This window comes from Stenotrophomonas sp. GW821-FHT02D01 (genome assembly GCF_059421765.1).
Genome location: NZ_JBWKVP010000006.1, coordinates 70,890 through 87,562 on the forward strand (window position 1 = coordinate 70,890; position 16,673 = coordinate 87,562).

Annotated in this window: 18 protein-coding genes and 1 pseudogene; 8 read left to right on the forward strand and 11 right to left on the reverse strand. The window is 65.7% G+C overall.

Going from position 1 to position 16,673, the window contains the following annotated elements:
* Window positions 1–17: 17 nt before the first annotated feature.
* The 3 genes from AC07UW_RS13500 to AC07UW_RS13510 are packed head-to-tail and all read right to left on the reverse strand — an operon-like array spanning window position 18 to window position 1,705.
* The gene (locus tag AC07UW_RS13500; RefSeq protein ID WP_099784697.1) at window positions 18–533 is read right to left on the reverse strand and encodes a hypothetical protein; all 516 of its coding nucleotides are present in this window, start codon (window positions 531–533) and stop codon (window positions 18–20) included.
* Window positions 534–581: 48 nt separating this feature from the next.
* Entirely contained in the window at window positions 582–1,331 is a 750-nt protein-coding gene (locus AC07UW_RS13505) for a hypothetical protein (RefSeq protein WP_495212230.1), read from the reverse strand.
* Window positions 1,328–1,705 carry a VOC family protein gene (locus AC07UW_RS13510; RefSeq protein WP_025876964.1) on the reverse strand — a complete coding sequence of 126 codons (378 nt, stop codon included), beginning with the start codon at window positions 1,703–1,705 and terminating at the stop codon, window positions 1,328–1,330. The genes AC07UW_RS13505 and AC07UW_RS13510 overlap by 4 nt, the downstream gene beginning before the upstream one ends.
* Before the next feature lie 166 nt (window positions 1,706–1,871).
* Between AC07UW_RS13510 and AC07UW_RS13515 the strand changes: the two genes are divergently transcribed.
* Window positions 1,872–2,180 carry a hypothetical protein gene (locus AC07UW_RS13515; protein WP_333622424.1) on the forward strand — a complete coding sequence of 103 codons (309 nt, stop codon included), beginning with the start codon at window positions 1,872–1,874 and terminating at the stop codon, window positions 2,178–2,180.
* Window positions 2,181–2,192: 12 nt separating this feature from the next.
* Here AC07UW_RS13515 and AC07UW_RS13520 read toward each other — a convergent pair whose 3' ends face one another.
* A complete protein-coding gene (locus tag AC07UW_RS13520) occupies window positions 2,193–2,771 on the reverse strand; it encodes a TetR/AcrR family transcriptional regulator (protein WP_495212231.1) in 579 nt (192 codons plus the stop codon).
* Between the two features lie 69 nt (window positions 2,772–2,840).
* On the opposite strand from AC07UW_RS13520, the gene AC07UW_RS13525 reads away from it, so the two are divergent.
* Window positions 2,841–3,386 carry a thioesterase family protein gene (locus tag AC07UW_RS13525; protein ID WP_080148474.1) on the forward strand — a complete coding sequence of 182 codons (546 nt, stop codon included), beginning with the start codon at window positions 2,841–2,843 and terminating at the stop codon, window positions 3,384–3,386.
* Between the two features lie 15 nt (window positions 3,387–3,401).
* Here the strand turns inward: AC07UW_RS13525 and AC07UW_RS13530 are convergent, their stop codons facing one another.
* Window positions 3,402–4,121, reverse strand: coding sequence for a hypothetical protein (locus AC07UW_RS13530; protein WP_495212232.1), 720 nt, complete (start codon window positions 4,119–4,121; stop codon window positions 3,402–3,404).
* Window positions 4,122–4,202: 81 nt separating this feature from the next.
* On the reverse strand, window positions 4,203–5,327 hold the full coding sequence (locus AC07UW_RS13535; RefSeq protein ID WP_495212233.1) for an agmatine deiminase family protein: 1,125 nt from the start codon (window positions 5,325–5,327) through the stop codon (window positions 4,203–4,205).
* 144 nt (window positions 5,328–5,471) lie between these two features.
* Between AC07UW_RS13535 and AC07UW_RS13540 the strand changes: the two genes are divergently transcribed.
* On the forward strand, window positions 5,472–6,332 hold the full coding sequence (locus tag AC07UW_RS13540) for a LysR family transcriptional regulator (RefSeq protein ID WP_495212234.1): 861 nt from the start codon (window positions 5,472–5,474) through the stop codon (window positions 6,330–6,332).
* A gap of 97 nt (window positions 6,333–6,429) precedes the next feature.
* On the opposite strand, the pseudogene AC07UW_RS13545 reads toward AC07UW_RS13540, so the two are convergent.
* Both AC07UW_RS13545 and AC07UW_RS13550 read right to left on the reverse strand, forming a co-directional pair.
* Window positions 6,430–7,149: pseudogene (locus AC07UW_RS13545) on the reverse strand (SGNH/GDSL hydrolase family protein); the annotation flags it as partial.
* A gap of 95 nt (window positions 7,150–7,244) precedes the next feature.
* Complete coding sequence (locus AC07UW_RS13550; RefSeq protein WP_495212235.1) at window positions 7,245–8,213, reverse strand: DUF2268 domain-containing putative Zn-dependent protease; 969 nt, start codon at window positions 8,211–8,213, stop codon at window positions 7,245–7,247.
* A 140-nt stretch (window positions 8,214–8,353) separates the two neighbouring features.
* Between AC07UW_RS13550 and AC07UW_RS13555 the strand changes: the two genes are divergently transcribed.
* Complete coding sequence (locus AC07UW_RS13555; RefSeq protein ID WP_223495595.1) at window positions 8,354–9,337, forward strand: hypothetical protein; 984 nt, start codon at window positions 8,354–8,356, stop codon at window positions 9,335–9,337.
* Window positions 9,338–9,350: 13 nt separating this feature from the next.
* Here AC07UW_RS13555 and AC07UW_RS13560 read toward each other — a convergent pair whose 3' ends face one another.
* From AC07UW_RS13560 to AC07UW_RS13570, 3 genes are all read right to left on the reverse strand, one after another.
* On the reverse strand, window positions 9,351–9,674 hold the full coding sequence (locus AC07UW_RS13560) for a hypothetical protein (RefSeq protein ID WP_099842986.1): 324 nt from the start codon (window positions 9,672–9,674) through the stop codon (window positions 9,351–9,353).
* A 155-nt stretch (window positions 9,675–9,829) separates the two neighbouring features.
* Window positions 9,830–12,292: a S9 family peptidase gene (locus tag AC07UW_RS13565; protein WP_313248634.1), complete on the reverse strand. Its 2,463-nt coding sequence runs from the start codon at window positions 12,290–12,292 to the stop codon at window positions 9,830–9,832.
* A 154-nt stretch (window positions 12,293–12,446) separates the two neighbouring features.
* On the reverse strand, window positions 12,447–12,782 hold the full coding sequence (locus AC07UW_RS13570) for a hypothetical protein (protein ID WP_025876944.1): 336 nt from the start codon (window positions 12,780–12,782) through the stop codon (window positions 12,447–12,449).
* 728 nt (window positions 12,783–13,510) lie between these two features.
* Here AC07UW_RS13570 and AC07UW_RS13575 point away from each other — a divergent pair.
* From AC07UW_RS13575 to AC07UW_RS13590, 4 genes are all read left to right on the forward strand, one after another.
* Complete coding sequence (locus tag AC07UW_RS13575; RefSeq protein WP_495212236.1) at window positions 13,511–14,017, forward strand: hypothetical protein; 507 nt, start codon at window positions 13,511–13,513, stop codon at window positions 14,015–14,017.
* A gap of 13 nt (window positions 14,018–14,030) precedes the next feature.
* Complete coding sequence (locus tag AC07UW_RS13580) at window positions 14,031–15,461, forward strand: XVIPCD domain-containing protein (protein WP_495212237.1); 1,431 nt, start codon at window positions 14,031–14,033, stop codon at window positions 15,459–15,461.
* A 64-nt stretch (window positions 15,462–15,525) separates the two neighbouring features.
* Window positions 15,526–16,302 (forward strand): HipA family kinase, encoded by a 777-nt coding sequence (locus AC07UW_RS13585; protein ID WP_223495607.1) that lies wholly within the window; start codon window positions 15,526–15,528, stop codon window positions 16,300–16,302.
* On the forward strand, window positions 16,280–16,672 hold the full coding sequence (locus tag AC07UW_RS13590) for a DUF3037 domain-containing protein (RefSeq protein WP_312107845.1): 393 nt from the start codon (window positions 16,280–16,282) through the stop codon (window positions 16,670–16,672). The genes AC07UW_RS13585 and AC07UW_RS13590 overlap by 23 nt, the downstream gene beginning before the upstream one ends.
* Window position 16,673 lies beyond the last annotated feature (1 nt).

A 16,673-nucleotide genomic window follows, 5' to 3' on the forward strand; every position in this document is an offset into this window, starting at 1 on the left:
GCCCGGCGCCCCTTGGATCATGCAATGCGCCAGGACGGCAGGCGCTCGCTGCGCCGCCAGACAGTGGGCGCGAAACCCATCATCAACAGCCCTGCCAGCCACTTCGGCGACGTGCTGAGCAGTGTAGAGGCCAACGCGGCATCCAGCGGAGCGGCGTCCTCCTGCCACGGGTTATAGCCCAGGTAGATGATGCTGCCCGCCCACCACAGCAGGGCCACCCCGATGCCCACCAGCAGCAGGGCCATCGTGCGGCAGGTCCAGCGCTGCGAAGTCGTCCCCCATTCGCGGGAAATGGCCACCAGCAGGCCGACCACCAGCAGCGACACCAAGGTCACCAGGCCGATGTCGACCTTGTGCCCGATGCGTTCATAGGTGCAGGCGCGGCACTGGGCTTCTTCGGCGGCCGCATCTGTTGTGGGCGGGGTGGCCGTAGGCCCGGACTGGGCCAGCACCGCGAAGGGCATCAACAGGGCGAACATCGCCACCATCAGCCAACGAACGAACTTCCTGTTCCTGCGTGCAGCGACATCCATGCGCTTCTCCTTGCGTGTGATTGATATTAAACGTCGTGGCAGATCCTGTTACAACGCCTTGAATACCTGCATCAGGCTGACCGCATCCGGCGCCAACTGCTGCGCAAGCCAGCCCAGCCCGGCGAAAAACACCAGCAGGCCCAGCAGCGGCCAGATCGTATGGGACAGGCACAGCCGCCACCACCCCTGCGCCTGCATGCCCTGCATCCGCTTGTACAGCCCCCCGGCGATGGCCGCATCCACCAGCAGCTCGGCCATCAGCACCGGCGCCGACCAGACCACCCAGGCACTGGCCACGAGCACTGTAGCCACCAGCGCGATGACGCCGAGAATGGCCAGCAACGGCAGGCCTGCCTCGCCGTCGGCCACGTCCAGCAACGATGCGCTGTCGGCGCTCGCGCTGGAGGACGCTGCGGCTTCGCCCCAGGAGGCGGACGCGCCACCACCGCCGGAATGCCCGCCGCTGCCGGTCCACGGCGATGCCTGGCTGTCACCGCCGCCGGGCGCGGAGCCCAACCCATCGGCCACCGCATCCCAGCGCCACCGGATCCAGACCCACATCAGCAGCAGGAACACGCCATAGGCGATCAGCACGGCCAGTGGATAGCGCAGCAGCATCGCGTCCATGCCTGCCAGGCGCAGCACGTGCGAGGCGAGGAATCCGGCGGCACCGGTCAGCACGACAATCACGGCCATCTGCAGCCGCGGCCAGCCACGATGCTGCAGCTGCCGACGTGCACGCATCGCTTCGCTGCTGCGGCTGCCCGTCATCGAAACGGGCTGGCGTCCGTGTCTCATGCCGCCGCCTTGGTCACCGCCTCGATGCGATGGCCATCTGGATCGATCACGAACGCAGCGTAGTAGCGCTCGCCATAGTCCGGGCGCAGACCGGCAGGTCCGTTGTCCTGGCCTCCGGTGGCCAAGGCAGCACGATGGAAGGTATCAACGGCCGCACGCGTAGTTGCCGTCAACGCCAGATGGAAGCCAGGTCCCGGCGCAACCGCATCGTCGCGCAGTTTCAGGCACAACAGGTCTTCATCCTCGACCAGGCCATAGCCGATCGCGGTGTCGTCTTCGAAGACGCGGCGGTAACCGAGTGCTGCAAGAACGGCATCGTAAAAGCGACCTGCACGCTCGAGATCGCGGACACCCAACGAGAGGTGGTGCAGCATGCAGACATCCTTGCCAAGCACGCGCGGGCTGCGCTGGCCGGATTCTACCCTGCCGTGGCGCCGCGTCTACAGGTCACGTCCCGTCCAGTTCCCGGCCGATCCACGGCAACCGCATTCCGGTGTGGATCCTATATTCTGGGCAGCCACGGAACGGATCGGCTCCTGCATGCAAGCGTCCCAGTTCACCCGCCCTGTTGCCATCGTCATGTTCCTGCCGATGATCGGCCTGGCAGGCTGGGGGTCGTGGTTCGCGACCTATTGCATGAGTGACGGCTGCCTGGGTGTGTTTCCACTTTGGCTTGGCGCAATGGCGGCCTTGTTCCTGCAGGCCCTGCTGGTCTTGCCTGTGCATGCGTGGGCACTGAAACGGCAAGGGGCCGATGCGGCCAGCCGCTATGTACGCTGGCTGGTGGCATCCAGTATCGCTGTGATGGTGCCCATGTTTGCCGGGTGGGTCTACATGTTCTTCAAGTAGTCCGCGCGCCGCTCAGGCAGGCAGTGCGGCTGCCTTCAACAACTGCGCAGCCACCTGGTCGAACGGGGTGATGTCCTGCAGTGCACGGCTCATCGCCACTGCGCCTTCCACACTGGCAATCACCAGGCTGGCCAGGCCGGTCGCCTGGGCAGGCGCGTGCCCATCGGCGACGAACGCCTCAGCCAGGTGCCCCTGCCAGCGGGCAAACACCTCGGCGGCCGCCGCACGTGGCTGGCTCGGCAGGGCCTCCACCGGCTCCTCGACGGCTGCCGCCAGCACCGGGCAGCCGGCACGAAAACCGGTGCGCAGCAGGCGCTCGCGCCACAGCGCCAGGAACTGCTGCAACCCCTGCACCGCGCCGCCCTTCAGCAGTTCGATCAGCAGCGCCTCCACCTTGTCGCCGGCCATCGTGGTGGCCCGTGCCAACAATTCCTGCTTGCCGCCCGGGAAGTGGTGATACGTGGACCCCAGCGGCGCATCAGCCAGTTTGGTCACCTCGCGGATGCTGGTCGCGTTGAGGCCCACACGCGCGAGCATCTGCGCTGCGGCATCAATCACACGCTGGGGGGCATCGGACGATCGCGGGCTCACGGCCGGCTCCTTGCTAAGACAGTCGTCATAGACTAGCGTATCGACCGTTCTATAACAGTCGTCATAACCATGAATCTCTGGTTCCGCCTGCTCCACCTGCTGCTGTGCAGCCTGTTCCGTCCGAAGCTGGAGGCCCCGTTCGGCGTCTCCCGCCTGCAGTTCCGGGTGCTGCCCAACGACCTGGACAGCAACCTGCACATGACCAACGGCCGCTACTGGAACATCTTCGACCTGGGCCGGCTGGACCTGATCCTGCGCATGGGCCTGGGCAAGGTGGCCCTGCGTGAGAAGTGGGCGCCGATCGTTGGCGCCGGCACCATCCAGTTCCGGCGCGAGCTGAAGCCGTTCCAGCGCTTCACCCTGGAAACGCGGCTGGTCGGCTGGGTTGGCACGCGCGGCATCATGGAGCAGCGCGTACTGATCGGCCCGGAGCAGAAAACCGCCACGCGTGCACTGCTGATCACCGGCATCTACGATCGCCGTGCGCGGCAGTTCGTCGGCATGCCGCAGATGATGGAATCGATCGGCGTGGTTGCTCCGCCCTCGCCGGCCCTGAGTGCGGCAGCCGAGGCGCTGCTGGCTGCCGACCTGGCGTTGAAGCAGGACCATGATTGACCCCTGCCGCGCAGATCAGGGGGCAGACACCTCCAGCATCATGGGGGTCACGAAGGTGATCTGCGTGCGGCCACCCACATGCAGCACATACTCGAAGGTCTGCCGCATCTCGCTATACGCGCCACCTTCGGGCGCGCCATAGTTGGCGCCGACGCTCACGGTGTGCCGACCGGGCGTCAGTGGCTTGAGCATCAGCCAGTAGCCGTCGGCCGCAGCCAATCTCGAGTCGTCGTCATCCGGATCCATGCGGAAGCAACCTTCGCTCTTCACCCGGTGCAGGCGCATGTCACCCAACGGCTGCCCGTCCAGCAGCACCACAGCGCTGACAAGATAGTCGTTGTTGATCGCCGCGCCGGCCTGCAGCTCCTCGCAGGAGACGTCTTCCCCGGTCTGGTAGCTGGCCATGTTGATGATGGGCAGCAACAGGTGCCTACCTTCGGGCACCACGCACTGCCTGCGTGGCTGGAAGCGGCCATTGGTTCCTGCCAGGTTCCAGACCGGCCCCTCCTGGCCCAGTTCGCACAGGCGACCATCGGGATCCAGGTAAGGCGCAACCCTCTGCTCGTGAGCCCAGCGCCACCAACGCGCGGTCCATTCGCTCAGGGAAATGCCGGCCACCGCCTCACGTGTGACCGGTGACGCTGCAGGCGCGGCAATGGCGCTCGCCTGACCTGCAAACATCAGTACCGCGCCCACGCCGGCCAAGCGCAGCCTGCTGCCGATTCCGTTCTGCATTCCCTGCCTCGTCGTCCTTGGCGGCCACCGTGCGCGGCCGGCTCGGTGGACACTCTATCGCAGCGGCGCCGCGCCGGTGCACTACACCCGCGGCATGTTCTTGGTCACGCAGTGGATGCCGCCACCGCCACCGGCGATCGCATCGATGTCGACCTGCTCGATCGTGCGACCGGGATACAGGTCTTCCAGCAGTTCGCGGCAATAGCCGTCGGCGCGCACATCACCAAACTGCGGTGCGATCACCGCGCCGTTGATCGGCAGGTAATTGATGTAGCCCCGGGCCAGATCATCGTTGTCACGGGTATGTACGTTATCGCGGCCGCCCAGCGGCGGCGGAAGCGTGTGCACCTGCAGCCTGCGACCGTCGGCATCAGTGGCCTCGCGCAGGATCTGCAGATGCTCGCGGGTCAGATCGTAATCGTACGATTCCGGGTCGTTGTCCAGGTTGGCGATCACTACGCCGGGGCGCACGAAGCGTGCGTAGAAATCCACATGCGCATCGGTGATGTCTTCGCCAGCAATGCCGGGTAACCAGATCACCTTGCGCAGGCCCAGGTGGTGCTTCAACTCCGCTTCGATATCCGCGCGTGACCAATCTGGATTGCGGTTGCGGTTCACCCAGCAGCTCTCGGTCAGGATCGCGGTGCCGTGACCATCGACTTCGATGCCACCGCCCTCGCCCACCAGATCGCTTTCCAGCAGCGTCGCGCCGGTCATCTGCGCCAGCCACGGTGCTACCGCACCATCGTTGCGCGCACTCTGCTTGCCGCCCCAGCCATTGAAGTTGAAGTCGACCAGGCCGAGGCGGCCCTGGTCGTTGGTCACGAAACAGCCGCCGTAATCGCGCACCCAAATGTCATCCAGCGGCACTTCGAGGAACTCGATGTTGTCGCGGCCGCAGCGGTCCTGCGCCTGCCGGCGCTGTGCAGGGCGGCACAGCACGCTGACCGGCTGATGACGGGCGATGGTGCGCGCCAGCCGTGCCACGGCGGTGTTCACCGCATCGGCCTGCGCGCCCCATACCCGCGGCTGTGCGGCGAAGGCCAGGAAGACCCGCTCCTGCGGCCCGTGCTCATCGGGCATCTGCCACCCGGCCGGCGCAGCGGCACGGGCCTGGGCGGGCAGTCCACCCAGGCCCAGTGCGGCCAAGCCGCCCAGGCCGGCGGTAGCGGCGAGTTGGGTGATGAAATGGCGGCGGGTAGACATGACAGGCTCCAGGGGCGGACCGTGAAGTCCAGCTGATCGGTTCATGCGCACCGGCTGATGCGCGACAGACCCATGTTGCCCTTGCAGATGGAGGAGAACAAACGATAGATTCAGTGGAAATACGATCAGCCAGGCTTATCAATCATGCTCAAGCATTGGCCCTCACTGAACGCTCTGCGCGGCTTCGAAGCTGCCGCCCGGCTCGGCAGCTTCCATCGTGCGGCCGAGGAACTGCACCTGAGCCAGTCTGCCATCAGCCAGCAGATCCGCGGGTTGGAGGACTCTCTGGAACAGCCGTTGTTCTTCCGCCAGGGCCGCAGCGTGACCCTCACCGATGCCGGCATCGACCTGCTGGAAACCACACAGTCGCTGCTGCGCCAGCTGGCCAGTGGCATTCGTCGGCTCGATCAGTACCGCAAGCCGAATCAACTGATCGTCAACACCAGCCCCGCCTTCGCGCGCCACTGGCTGGTACCGCGGCTGGGCGAGTTCCGCCGCCAGCAGCCGCAGGCCGATTTGTGGCTGTTGACCAGCGAAGAGGCGCCGGACATGACCGCGCAGACGCTGGACATCAGCGTTCGCGATGATCTGCAGGCACAGGCGCATTGCGAGCATCGCGTGCTGCTGCAGGACCGTCTCTATCCCGCCTGCCATCCGTCCCTGCTCGCCACACCGGTGCACGAACGTCTAACGCTGCATGGCGAGCGCGAAATGGACTGGAGCCAGTGGCAGGTGCAGGGCGGTGCCGATGTCGGCCAGCAACGCGAAGGCCTGAATTTCTCCGAGCCAGGACAGCTGCTGGATGCCGCGTGCCAGGGCCTGGGCATTGCACTGGTCAGCGAACTGCTGGCCGCACCGGCGCGCGCACAGGGCGTGCTGCAGCCGCTGGATGAGGCGTACGTACGCGGACCGCGCTGGAGCTGGCTGCTGCACGAGGACAGCGCGCGCGATCCGCTGGTGATGCGTTTCTGTGAGTGGCTGCTGGCGGAACTGGCGATAGGATAGTGCCGGCCGCTGGCCGGTAATCCGTTCGGCATGCAGATCGAGGTTGCCGGCCAGCGGCCGGCACTACTCCAATCTCAGCGCTTGGGCGCGTTCGCCTGCGCTTGATCGCCGCCTCGGCCAGCGGTGCCATCAGCGCATAGCCCTTCGCCGTCGGGTGCACGCCATCGGTTGCCAACTGCGCATCCAGTCCGCCGGCACGGTTGGCCATCGGCGTGTGGTAGTCCAGATAGACCAGCCCGCGCGCATCGGCCTGCCGCTTCAACGCAGCATTCAATGCACGCACCTTGGGTGCAGGTGCTATGCCCGGCATCCACGGGTACTCGCTGACCGGCAACACCGACGCCAGCACCACCGCAATGCCATGCGCTTTCGCCAGATCCAGCATGGCCTGCAGGTTGTCCTCGATCATCGCCTGCGTGGATGGGCCGGTGTTCCCGGCGATGTCATTGGTGCCGGCCAGGATCACCACCACATTCGGGCGCAGCGCCAGCACATCCTGCGAAAAGCGCACCAGCATCTGTGCGGTGGTCTGCCCGCTGATGCCGCGATTGAGGTAACCCTTGCCGGGGAAGAACGTGCTGCTGCCTTCCTTGCCCCAGCCCTCGGTGATCGAATCGCCGAAGAACACCACACGTGACTGCTCGGCCCGTGGCGCGGGCAATGCAGCATTGGCTGCGCGGTACCTCTGCAGCTGCGGCCAATCGGACAGACGCTGCTGCATGAAGCGCACTTCGTCTGGCTGCACCTGCTCCACTGGCTTGGTCAGCAATGGATTGCTGGCCGCCTGCACCAACACTGGCGTGGCCAGCCCCGCCATGAGCGATCCGGCCAGCAGCCAGGCCAGTGAAGTCCTCCTGCGCATGAGCATCCTCCGTTGTCGACCTGGGGCAGTCTAGCGCGGCCTGCCAATGGTCACTTGGCCGATGCAGCCGCCCTTGCCGCCACACCCGTCACCTTGGCCGGCATCCACATCCCTGGCGTCCAGCCGCTGGCCTGCAGGATCGCCTTCGGGTTGTCCTGCTGGATCAGCGCGCGCACGGCATCGCGCTTGTTGCCGGCCTGCAGGTAGTACGCCTTGGCGATGCGGTAGCCCACCCAGTAACCCAGGTCGTAGGGCTCCTGCGAACCCGGCGTGTGGTTGTACAGCCAGGGCGTCAGATCGGTGCTGTCCACGTCCAGCGCGAAGGCGCTTTCGATATGCACTTCCCTGCCCCGCGTCCAACCGGCATGCCGGCCATTGCCAACGTTGCCGGAAATCAGCTCGGCGATGAACTCGGCGATCCCCTCGCCCAGCGACTCGCGCAGCACCGTCGCCCGCGGGTCGCCTGCTTCGTACTCGCTCACACCGGTCTGCTGGATATGCACATACTCATGCGCGATCACGTGCACGAAGCGGTCCTGCGCGTTGGCGTTCATGAATTCGGCGGCGCACAGTGCTTCCAGGCCGATCACCACCCCATCGGGATACGTCATGCCCACCGGCTTGCCGCGCCCCACCACGATCGCCACCGGCGGAAACTTCGCCTGCGGATAGATCGCATGCAGATTAGCGAACACCTGCACCAGTCGCTGCCGCACCGCCGGCAACTCCGCCAGGCAGGCCCGTCCATTGGCGTACAGCGCAGGGTCGCGCGCCATCGCTTCGGCCATGCGCTGGGCGGTGACCCGGCGCAGCTTGGCGAACTGGGCCAGGCTCGGCGTGCCCTGTGCCAGGTACTGCTCAAGCTGGGCCACGCTGGGCTTGCCGCCAGCGGCCTCGTACAGCGCGTAGAAACGGGTGGCATCGGCGGTCAGGATTTCCGGTCCCGACACCGCCGCCTGGGTGGCGCCGATCACCCCGCCGAGGGCCAGGGCAAGCAGGCAGCGCAATGACACGAACATGGCTCCGTCCTTGGTGGAGTGCACGCGAAGCGCGCAATCTACCACCGCGTCGGCGCATGCGCTGCCGTATCGTGCAACGCCCTCCCCTGCTGTGCCAGACTCGCGGCGAGCGGCTGCCATGGAAGCAAGGGGAAGACAGGATGATGATCGTTCCAGCCTACTGGGCCGAAGCCCGTCTGCAGGACAGGTACAGAGGCCGCGCGGTGGTGGTACGCCGGTTCGGCTGGTCCGACGACGACCAGGACGCCGCGCAGGCCCACGCCGATGCTCGTGCACGCGAAGCGCTTGATGCCATCCTCAGTGGCCAGTCCGTGCCGCGTCGCGAGCGACGGACCAACTACGGCGTGGAAGGCATCCCGATCCGCGAGCAGATCGTGCAGCGCAGGGATGATGTCATTGTCACCCGCAACAGTTACGGCGCGCTGTGCCTGAACACCCCCGATGTGCTGTTTGCGGATATCGACCACGTGCCCACTCCCTCAGGCTGCGCATTGCCGCTGCTCGGAGCGCTGGGGCTGCTGGCGGCCGGTGCGCTGATCGGCGGTGCGCTGGGCAACTTCAACATCGGCCTGGCGGCCGGCGGCATCGCGATGGTGGTGGTCAACCAGATCCTGTCGGGGCGGCGCAAGCGACGGCTCGCCCGGGCCGGCGGCGTCGAGGGCATCGCACTGCAGCGCGTACAGGCATTTGTCGAGCACCACCCCGACTGGCACCTGCGCGCTTACCGCACCCCGGCCGGGCTGCGCATACTGGCGATGCATGCCACGTTCGAACCACAGGATGCGCAGGTGCATGCCTTCTTCAAGGCGTTGGGCACCGACGCGTTGTATGCACGCATGTGCACGCTGCAGCATTGCTTCCGTGCGCGGCTGACACCCAAACCGTGGCGGCTTGGCATCATCGCGCGCATCCGCCCGCCGGTAGCGGCCTGGTCGGCCGAGCAGGCCAGCAACCCCGACCGCCTGGCGTGGATCGCCGAATACGAAAGGGAAAGCGCCGGCTTCGCTGCATGCGCCTATGTCCGCAGTTTCGGCGATGAGCGCCGCGTGGATGCCAAGGCCGAACGCGTGCGCGACCTGCATGACCGGATGTCGCGTGCGCTGGATAACCTGCCGCTGGGCTGAGTGCGCGTCCTGCTCAGCGGCCGCCCTGCACGAAGGGTTGGCCCGCCAGCGTGGTTCCCACCTGCAGAGCAACCTGCTGCCCATCCTTGGCGAAGGTGCTGCTGCAATTGTTGCCGCCCTTCTGGCAACCCACTTCCGGGAAACCGTCCAATACTTCAGGTGCATCGCGTGGCGGGCTGGCCTGCCATCCTGCGGCATCAAGAAGGCGCTTGGCCTTGCTGTAGGGCATGCCGGCAGTGATGCCCAACGCTGCAAGCTCGGCCGGCAGCGGCTGGGCGAATGCAATGCCCGGGACAACGGACATCGACAGCGATACGGCGAGGATGAAGGCCTTCATGGAGCGAACCCGTAGCGGACATCAGATGCGCAGCGTACCGCAGCTTTGTGGCCGATCCATGCCTGCATCACAGATGGTTACGCAACACCCACAGGGGGATACCTGGACAGGACAGCTGAAACAGAAAGGCCGCCCCGGAGGGCGGCCTTGCCGGATTACTTCGCGTTCTTCACGTAAGTGTCGAACCAATTCAGCATTTCCGACACCAGCTGCTCGTTCGATTCCAGCGCGGTGTACCAGTGCGGCTCGTTGGGCAGCATCACCAGACGGGTGGTACCACCATTGCCGCGGATCGCCTGGTACAGCTTGCGCGACTGGAACGGCTCGGTGCCCGGGTTGGCATCGTCCTCGCCGTGGACCAGCAGCAGCGGCAGCTTGATCTTGTCGGCATAGAAGAAGGGCGACGCCTTCAGGTACACATCCTGCGCCTGCCATACCGAACGCCGCTCGTTCTGGAAGCCGAACGGGGTGAAGGTCTTGTTGTACGAGCCACTGGTCGCCACGCCGGCCTTGAACAGGTTGGTGTGGGCGATCAGATTGGCGGTCATCAGGCCACCATGGCTGTGGCCGGTCACGCCGATACGGTTGCGGTCGACCACGCCCAGCTCCACGGCCTTGTCCACCGCCGCCTTGGCGTCGGCTTCCAGCTGTTCCAGATAGGTGTCGTAGGCGTTCTTCGGATCACCCACGATCGGGAACGAGGCGTTGTCGATGATCGCGTAGCCGGCCAGCAGCATCAGGCGGTACGGCTGCAGACGGGTGAACGTCTGCTGCGAACCGGAGACCTGGCCGGCCTGCGCGGCATTGGCGAAGTCGGCCGGGTATGCGTACAGGATCGCCGGCACGCGCTGGCCTTCCTTGTAGCCCGGCGGCGTGTACAGGGTGAACGACAGGTCCACGCCATCGGCGCGCTTGTAGGTCACCAGGCGCTTCTGGATCTGCCGCACTTCCGGGGTCGGGTCGAGCAGCTTGGTCAACGCAGCAGGCTTGGACTGGAACTGTGCCTCGCCGGCCTTGGCATCGTTGATGCGCTCACCGAGCAGACGCACGAATGCGTTCGGCGGGTCCATCACCGACTGGTGCCAGGTCAGGAAGCGACCCGGTGTATTGCTGAACCCCAGGAACTGCTCGTACGCATCGGCATCACTGCGGAACAGGCGTTCGGTTTTCAACGTAGCCAGATCGAGCGCATCCAGGAACGGACGGTCGCCCTGCGGCGAGGCCCCCTGCCCGCGCAGGAACACGGTGTTGCCCTCCTGGCGCACCACCGGCGCACCGCTGGGTAGGCGCTTGAACACCAGGTTGCCCGGGTTGCCGTACAGCTCATCGCTGGACATGTCCCACAGCAGGCGACCTTCCTTCTTCGGCTGGTCCACATCAACGATACGGGTCTGCATCCAGTGGCGGTTCTCGTCGTTCTCGAACTGGAACGACACGGCCGGGTCGGCCGACCACGCAAAGCCCTCGAAGCGCTGTGCAGTGCGGGCGATTTCCACCGGCTTGCCGGTGAACGGGGCCTTCAGCATCAGCACGCGATCGCGATGCGGCACGCTCACCTTCCAGTCGCCCTTGTCCAGCGCTTCGGCATAGACCAGGGTGGCCGGGTCGGTGGAGCGCCAGTCATAGCCGCGCGGGCCTTCCGGGACACCGTGTACCGGCACGCGATCGGCCAGCGGCAGGCTCGCCAGAACCGTATTGCGGCCATTGGCCAGGTCCAGCACGGCCACATCGTTGGCGAAGCGCTGGTAGGTCACCGCATGCGAGAACGGCGCCTTCAGGGTTTCGGTCAGCACATGCACGCCATCGGGCGCGGCGTTGACGTCGTTGTACAGCGCCGGCTGGCCAACCGGGCGCACGCTGCCGGCAGCGGCATCGACCACCGCCAGCTGCGAGGCACCGTAATAGGCGAACAGCTTTTCATCGTGCACGCTGGTCAGCGTGTCGCGCGCTTCATAGGTACTGCTCTCCCCACTGCTGCCCAGCGACTCCTGCGCGTCCGGGCCGGTGGGCGTGCCGCCGTTGGACGGCGCCGGCCCCTGGTTGGCCGGCACCAGCTTCACCAGCAGGTTCTGGCTGCCGCCCAGCCACTGCACCGTGCTGCCGAAAATGGGGTTCAACTGCACGTTCGGCACCTGCTTCACCTGGCCGGTGGCGGCGTCGCCCACCCACAGCTGCACGCTGGTATCGACGGCATTCTGGAAGGCGAAACGGCTGCCATCGGCCGACCACTGTGCGCCACCTGCGCAGCCCTGCGGGAGGTTCACCTTGGTGCTCTTGCCGCTGACGATCTCGACCAGGGTGAAGTCGGCCACACAGGCCGGAATACCATAGCCGCCGGGGGTGTCGTGGCGGCTGCGGTTCTTCGGTTCCAGGCGCACGCCGGCCAGCTTCAGGTACGGCTGGGCGACGCGGGTGATGGACGGATAGGTCTGCGCGGTGGTCAGCAGCAGGCGCTGGCCGCTGGGGTCGATGTTCGGTGCCGGCGGCGGCGGCGCCTTGAGCACCTTGAGCAGGTGTTCCGGCGGCTTGGCGTAGTCGGCGAAGGCCGGGCCGGCGGCCAGCAGGCCGAGCGTGGCAACGGCAACGGCCGCCGCCAGAGAGGTACGACGGATGAGCATCCTTTTCCCCTGGGGTGTGAGTTGGGTACCCGCACGGCGGGCATGGGCCGAATCTAACACCCCCTGCCCACCGGGAAATGGGCCGGAAGGGCTAGTCGCCCCATCCTGCAAAGCGTGGCCCTGCCTGGCCCGGCCCCTCTCTGGTGCCCCTCGCCTACTGCCGCGCGTGCAACTCCCAGGTGGACAGATAATCGGGATCGATCACCGTCACCCCGCTGGACCGCAACTGGTACTCGCCCGGAGCGGCCGGCAGGTACTGGTCCAGCATGGGCGGCAGGTAGCGCTCATGGCCATCATCGCCATCGGCCAGCACCAGCCCTTCTTCGGCACTGACCCTCAGCACGGTGCCGGCAAACTGCTCCAGCCCCTGCACCTGGCCATCGCCACCAAAACGGGTAACGCCCACCAGCACCAGCTTGCCAATCATCTGCGCGGCCTTGGCATCATCCAGATCCAGGGGCGGCAGGGCTCCTCTCGATTCGTTGCTCATCGTGCACCTCGGAAGCCTGCGTGGACATCGTGGACGAGATGCGCGCCCAGTGCTGCGAACAAAGCAGCGTCGTGGGGCGACTCGCATGCATGTAGTGGCTCTGCGCACTGCGGGATGCAGAGCCAACCATCGGTGCTCAACTCACGGAAGAATTCTGTCTGACGCTGCATGAACCGCAGCAGCGGTTTCAGCATGTTCGCCGACACCAACGCGTTTGGCCTGGGCAACAGGCCGGCCGCTGATGCGGTAGGGGTACGCGTGAACAAGACAGTGCATCGCGGGCCTCCTTGCCGGGGGAGTGGCCTCGCAGGACCACCTTCAACGCTGCGCAATGTGCCGGATACGAGTTGCGGAGTGCCGGTCGCGGGAAAGCGGCATGGAGACCCGCTACGCAAGGCCACGCCTGCGCTTGATCGTCGACACGGTTGGATGCTGCCACCGCTGACGGAATGGCGAAGTGAAGAAGTTCCGTGGCATCCGGGCCCGGGGCCACTCCGCTTGCAGCAAGTACCTGAGCCGAACGCACCCTGCCCCGATTCCAGCAATCGTCAATTACATTTAACCTGTGATTCACCTGGCCCACTTTACGGTCAGCGCTCAACATGCAGGGAACGCTTATGTTTGGGTACGCATTCACACGGCCGTGGACAATCGTCCTAAGTGCGGCCTCGCTCTGCGCCTGCGCACACGCGACTGACCATTCGTCGACTTCTCAAGGACCCGCTACCATGGCATCGACTGCCTCCGACGCCGCAACGCCGTCTGCGCTCACCGCAGACCAACTCCTGTTGCGCCTGCTGGATCTGATCAAGGACACCACCTCCACCCGTGAACTGACCCTTGAACGGGTATCGCAGGCCATGCAGGCACCCGCGCAGCGTTTCGGCCCGGGGCACTTCGGCTACGGCGGCACGCTGACGCCGGAATGGAGCTACGGCCTCGAAATCAAGACGGCTGGCGCCGCCGATACGCGTCTCGATCTCAATTTCATCGACACCACCGCCGAGCGTAAAGCCAACGCATCGGCGATCTGCCAGGTCGACTTCGATCAGTTCGCCTCGGGTCTGCAGGCCGCGGGCTTCAAGCGTGAAACCGTCCGCGGCGAGCACGGCCGCATCATCCATGACCGTTTCGATCGCCCGAACCTGAGCATCAAGGTCGACACGATTGCTGAGAATCCGACCCCGTCTGGCGAGCCGGTGCATGCCTGCGTCCGCCTTGTCACCGTGCAGTAAGGAGCACCGCACCATGCCTACGCTTTCAGCGGATACGGAACGCCTGCTGACCGAATTTGCAGGAAAACCCGATGTAACGACCGATCAGGTCGACAACCTTCGCAAGGCCATCGCCAACTCTCCGGCGCTGGCAGCCCAGGTCGACTCGGCCATCGCCGCCGGTCATCTGCAGCGCTTTGAGCTGCTGCCTGCCGACAGCAGTGTGGGCGGCGAGTACGACGGCGGCGCAAAGACGATCAGCCTGCCGGCATCCAGTCTGTCCACACCAGCGCGGGACAGGCACGACGCTGCAGAGCTGACTTTCGTACTGGGCCATGAGCTACAGCATGGGTTCAATGATGCAGCGACCGAACGAGCCTATAAGCAGTTTGATTCCGATATTGCAGACATTGCCGCACGCGATTCGACCCACGACTACACCCAGGCCATCGGCACCCTGCTCGCAGCCAACCGGCGCGACGAGGCATCGGCGAACATCGAGGGCTGGAACGCATTGGTAGGCATGGTCAAGACCGCCAACCCGGACGCCACGCTGGAAGATCTCTACAAAGCAAGTAACCGTGCAGAGGAGTTCGTGCGCGTGCAGCCCGGCCCGCCGATGACCTATGCCGCGCACCCGGACCTCACACTCAATGCAGACCTGAGCATGACCGCCACTGCCGCCAACATCGAGGGCATGGGCAAGCACTACTACGATGAAGGTGTGTCGTCGCGGCTGGGTCCCAACGGCAATTCGGACTACCAGAACTTCTACGCTGCTTATGCCATCGGCCGGGTCTGCGAGGAAGAGGCCAGGAACCCGGCACCCGATGGCATCAGCCGGATGTCGGTGAACATGGCAAAGCTCGGCCTGCAGGAAAGCCTGCTGGAACAGAACGGCCTGTCTCTGGGTGAGGGCACGCAGCCACGGCAGCCCTACTTCGATACCAGCACCTCGCCGTCCACGCTGCACTATTTCGACCACACCGAGGGCACCTATGCCCACGTGCCCATCACTGCACAGGCAACCACACCCGTGCCGACCGAGGCGCAGGCTGCGCCGTTGGCGGGCGGCAACGACCGTGCCCTGCACGACCAGATCCGCGGCAAGGTGGCAGAACTGGATGCCGCCAATGGCCGTAGCTTCGACGCCTCCAGTGAACGTCTGAGCGCAAGCCTGCTGGTGCTGGCCCGCGAGAACGGCCTGGACCGCGTGGATCATGTGGTGCTCAGCCGCCGGGCGGGAGATGTCGCCGCGGCACAGAACGTGTTCGTGGTGAAGGGCGCGCTGGATGATCCTGCGTCGCTGCGCGCATCGGCAGCTACGGCTGAAGCCGCGCAGCGGCCGGTGCAGGAAAGCCTGGACAGCCTCGCCCTCGTCAACCAGCGCCAGGCCGACCACGCCTCGCAGGAACAGACGCGCCAGCAGGTGCAGGAACAGCAGCGCAGCGCGTTGTCGCACTGAGGTCAGGGACGGCGCCGGGCATCGCCCGGCGCACCCCATGCATGGGCCACGCTAGAATGCGCCCATGCGTACCGTCCATGCCCTCCGCTACATCACCCCCTTGCGGGAAGGTGGCTCACTGCCCGCCGTGGTCGAGACCGACGACGACGGTATGGCGGTGCTCAAGTTTCGTGGTGCTGGACAGGGGCCCAAGGCGCTGATTGCCGAGTTGATCGCGGGCGAGATTGCACGCGCGATGGGCCTGCCGATTCCGGAGATCCTGTTCGTGGAGCTGGACAGCGAGTTCGCCCGCACCGAGCCGGACCCGGAGATCCAGGACCTGATCCGCGCCAGCGAAGGCCTGAACCTGGGCCTGGATTACCTGCCCGGCGCGATCAACTACGATCCGGCGGCGATGCCGGTGGACGCCGACCTGGCCTCGCGCATCGTCTGGTTTGATGCACTCACCAGCAACGTCGACCGCACCACGCGCAATCCGAACCTGATGGTCTGGCATCGCAAGCTGTATCTGATCGACCACGGTGCGGCGATGTACTTCCATCACGACTGGGCCAATGCCGGCGACGCCTGCGAGAAGCCCTTCGTACTGATCCGTGACCACGTGCTGCTGTCGTTCGCCAGCCGCATCGCCGAGGTGGATGCCGAAATGGCTGCGCGCCTGCCTGATGCGGAAATCGAGCGAATCGTCGGCCTGGTGCCGGACAGCTGGCTGGTCGATGAGCCGGCCTTCGACAGCCCCCAGGCTTACCGGCAGGGCTACATCAACTACCTGAAGCATCGCCTGAAGGTGCGTGCGGTGTTCGTGCAGGAGGCCATCCGTGCCCACGCTGCACACGTATGACTATGCCGTCATCCGCGTGGTACCACGGGTGGAACGCGAGGAGTTCATCAACGTCGGGGTGATCGTGTCCTGCCCGGGTGCACGTCACCTGGAAGCGGCAATCGAGATCGATGCCGCCCGCCTGCACGCCTTCGCGCCGGCGCTGGATATTGAAGCGCTGCAGCCGTGGTTGGATGCCATCGTGGCGATCTGCCGGGGCGATGCCGGCGCCGGCCCGATCGCGCAGCTTCCCGCGCGCGCGCGCTTCCATTTCCTGACCGCCAAGCGCAGCTCGGTGGTGCAGATGTCCAGCACACATGTGGGCCGCACGGCGGACCCGGCGGGCGTGGTCGAACACCTGATGTCGAAGATGGTTCGGGTACCTACCTAGC

Bases quoted from the DNA above. Each gene is read 5' to 3' on its own strand.
- AC07UW_RS13500 (WP_099784697.1), bottom strand. From the start codon at position 533: ATGGATGTCGCTGCACGCAGGAACAGGAAGTTCGTTCGTTGGCTGATG.
- AC07UW_RS13505 (WP_495212230.1), bottom strand. From the start codon at position 1,331: ATGAGACACGGACGCCAGCCCGTTTCGATGACGGGCAGCCGCAGCAGC.
- AC07UW_RS13510 (WP_025876964.1), bottom strand. From the start codon at position 1,705: ATGCTGCACCACCTCTCGTTGGGTGTCCGCGATCTCGAGCGTGCAGGT.
- AC07UW_RS13515 (WP_333622424.1), top strand. From the start codon at position 1,872: ATGCAAGCGTCCCAGTTCACCCGCCCTGTTGCCATCGTCATGTTCCTG.
- AC07UW_RS13525 (WP_080148474.1), top strand. From the start codon at position 2,841: ATGAATCTCTGGTTCCGCCTGCTCCACCTGCTGCTGTGCAGCCTGTTC.
- AC07UW_RS13530 (WP_495212232.1), bottom strand. From the start codon at position 4,121: ATGCAGAACGGAATCGGCAGCAGGCTGCGCTTGGCCGGCGTGGGCGCG.
- AC07UW_RS13535 (WP_495212233.1), bottom strand. From the start codon at position 5,327: ATGTCTACCCGCCGCCATTTCATCACCCAACTCGCCGCTACCGCCGGC.
- AC07UW_RS13540 (WP_495212234.1), top strand. From the start codon at position 5,472: ATGCTCAAGCATTGGCCCTCACTGAACGCTCTGCGCGGCTTCGAAGCT.
- AC07UW_RS13550 (WP_495212235.1), bottom strand. From the start codon at position 8,213: ATGTTCGTGTCATTGCGCTGCCTGCTTGCCCTGGCCCTCGGCGGGGTG.
- AC07UW_RS13555 (WP_223495595.1), top strand. From the start codon at position 8,354: ATGATGATCGTTCCAGCCTACTGGGCCGAAGCCCGTCTGCAGGACAGG.
- AC07UW_RS13560 (WP_099842986.1), bottom strand. From the start codon at position 9,674: ATGAAGGCCTTCATCCTCGCCGTATCGCTGTCGATGTCCGTTGTCCCG.
- AC07UW_RS13565 (WP_313248634.1), bottom strand. From the start codon at position 12,292: ATGCTCATCCGTCGTACCTCTCTGGCGGCGGCCGTTGCCGTTGCCACG.
- AC07UW_RS13570 (WP_025876944.1), bottom strand. From the start codon at position 12,782: ATGAGCAACGAATCGAGAGGAGCCCTGCCGCCCCTGGATCTGGATGAT.
- AC07UW_RS13575 (WP_495212236.1), top strand. From the start codon at position 13,511: ATGGCATCGACTGCCTCCGACGCCGCAACGCCGTCTGCGCTCACCGCA.
- AC07UW_RS13580 (WP_495212237.1), top strand. From the start codon at position 14,031: ATGCCTACGCTTTCAGCGGATACGGAACGCCTGCTGACCGAATTTGCA.
- AC07UW_RS13585 (WP_223495607.1), top strand. From the start codon at position 15,526: ATGCGTACCGTCCATGCCCTCCGCTACATCACCCCCTTGCGGGAAGGT.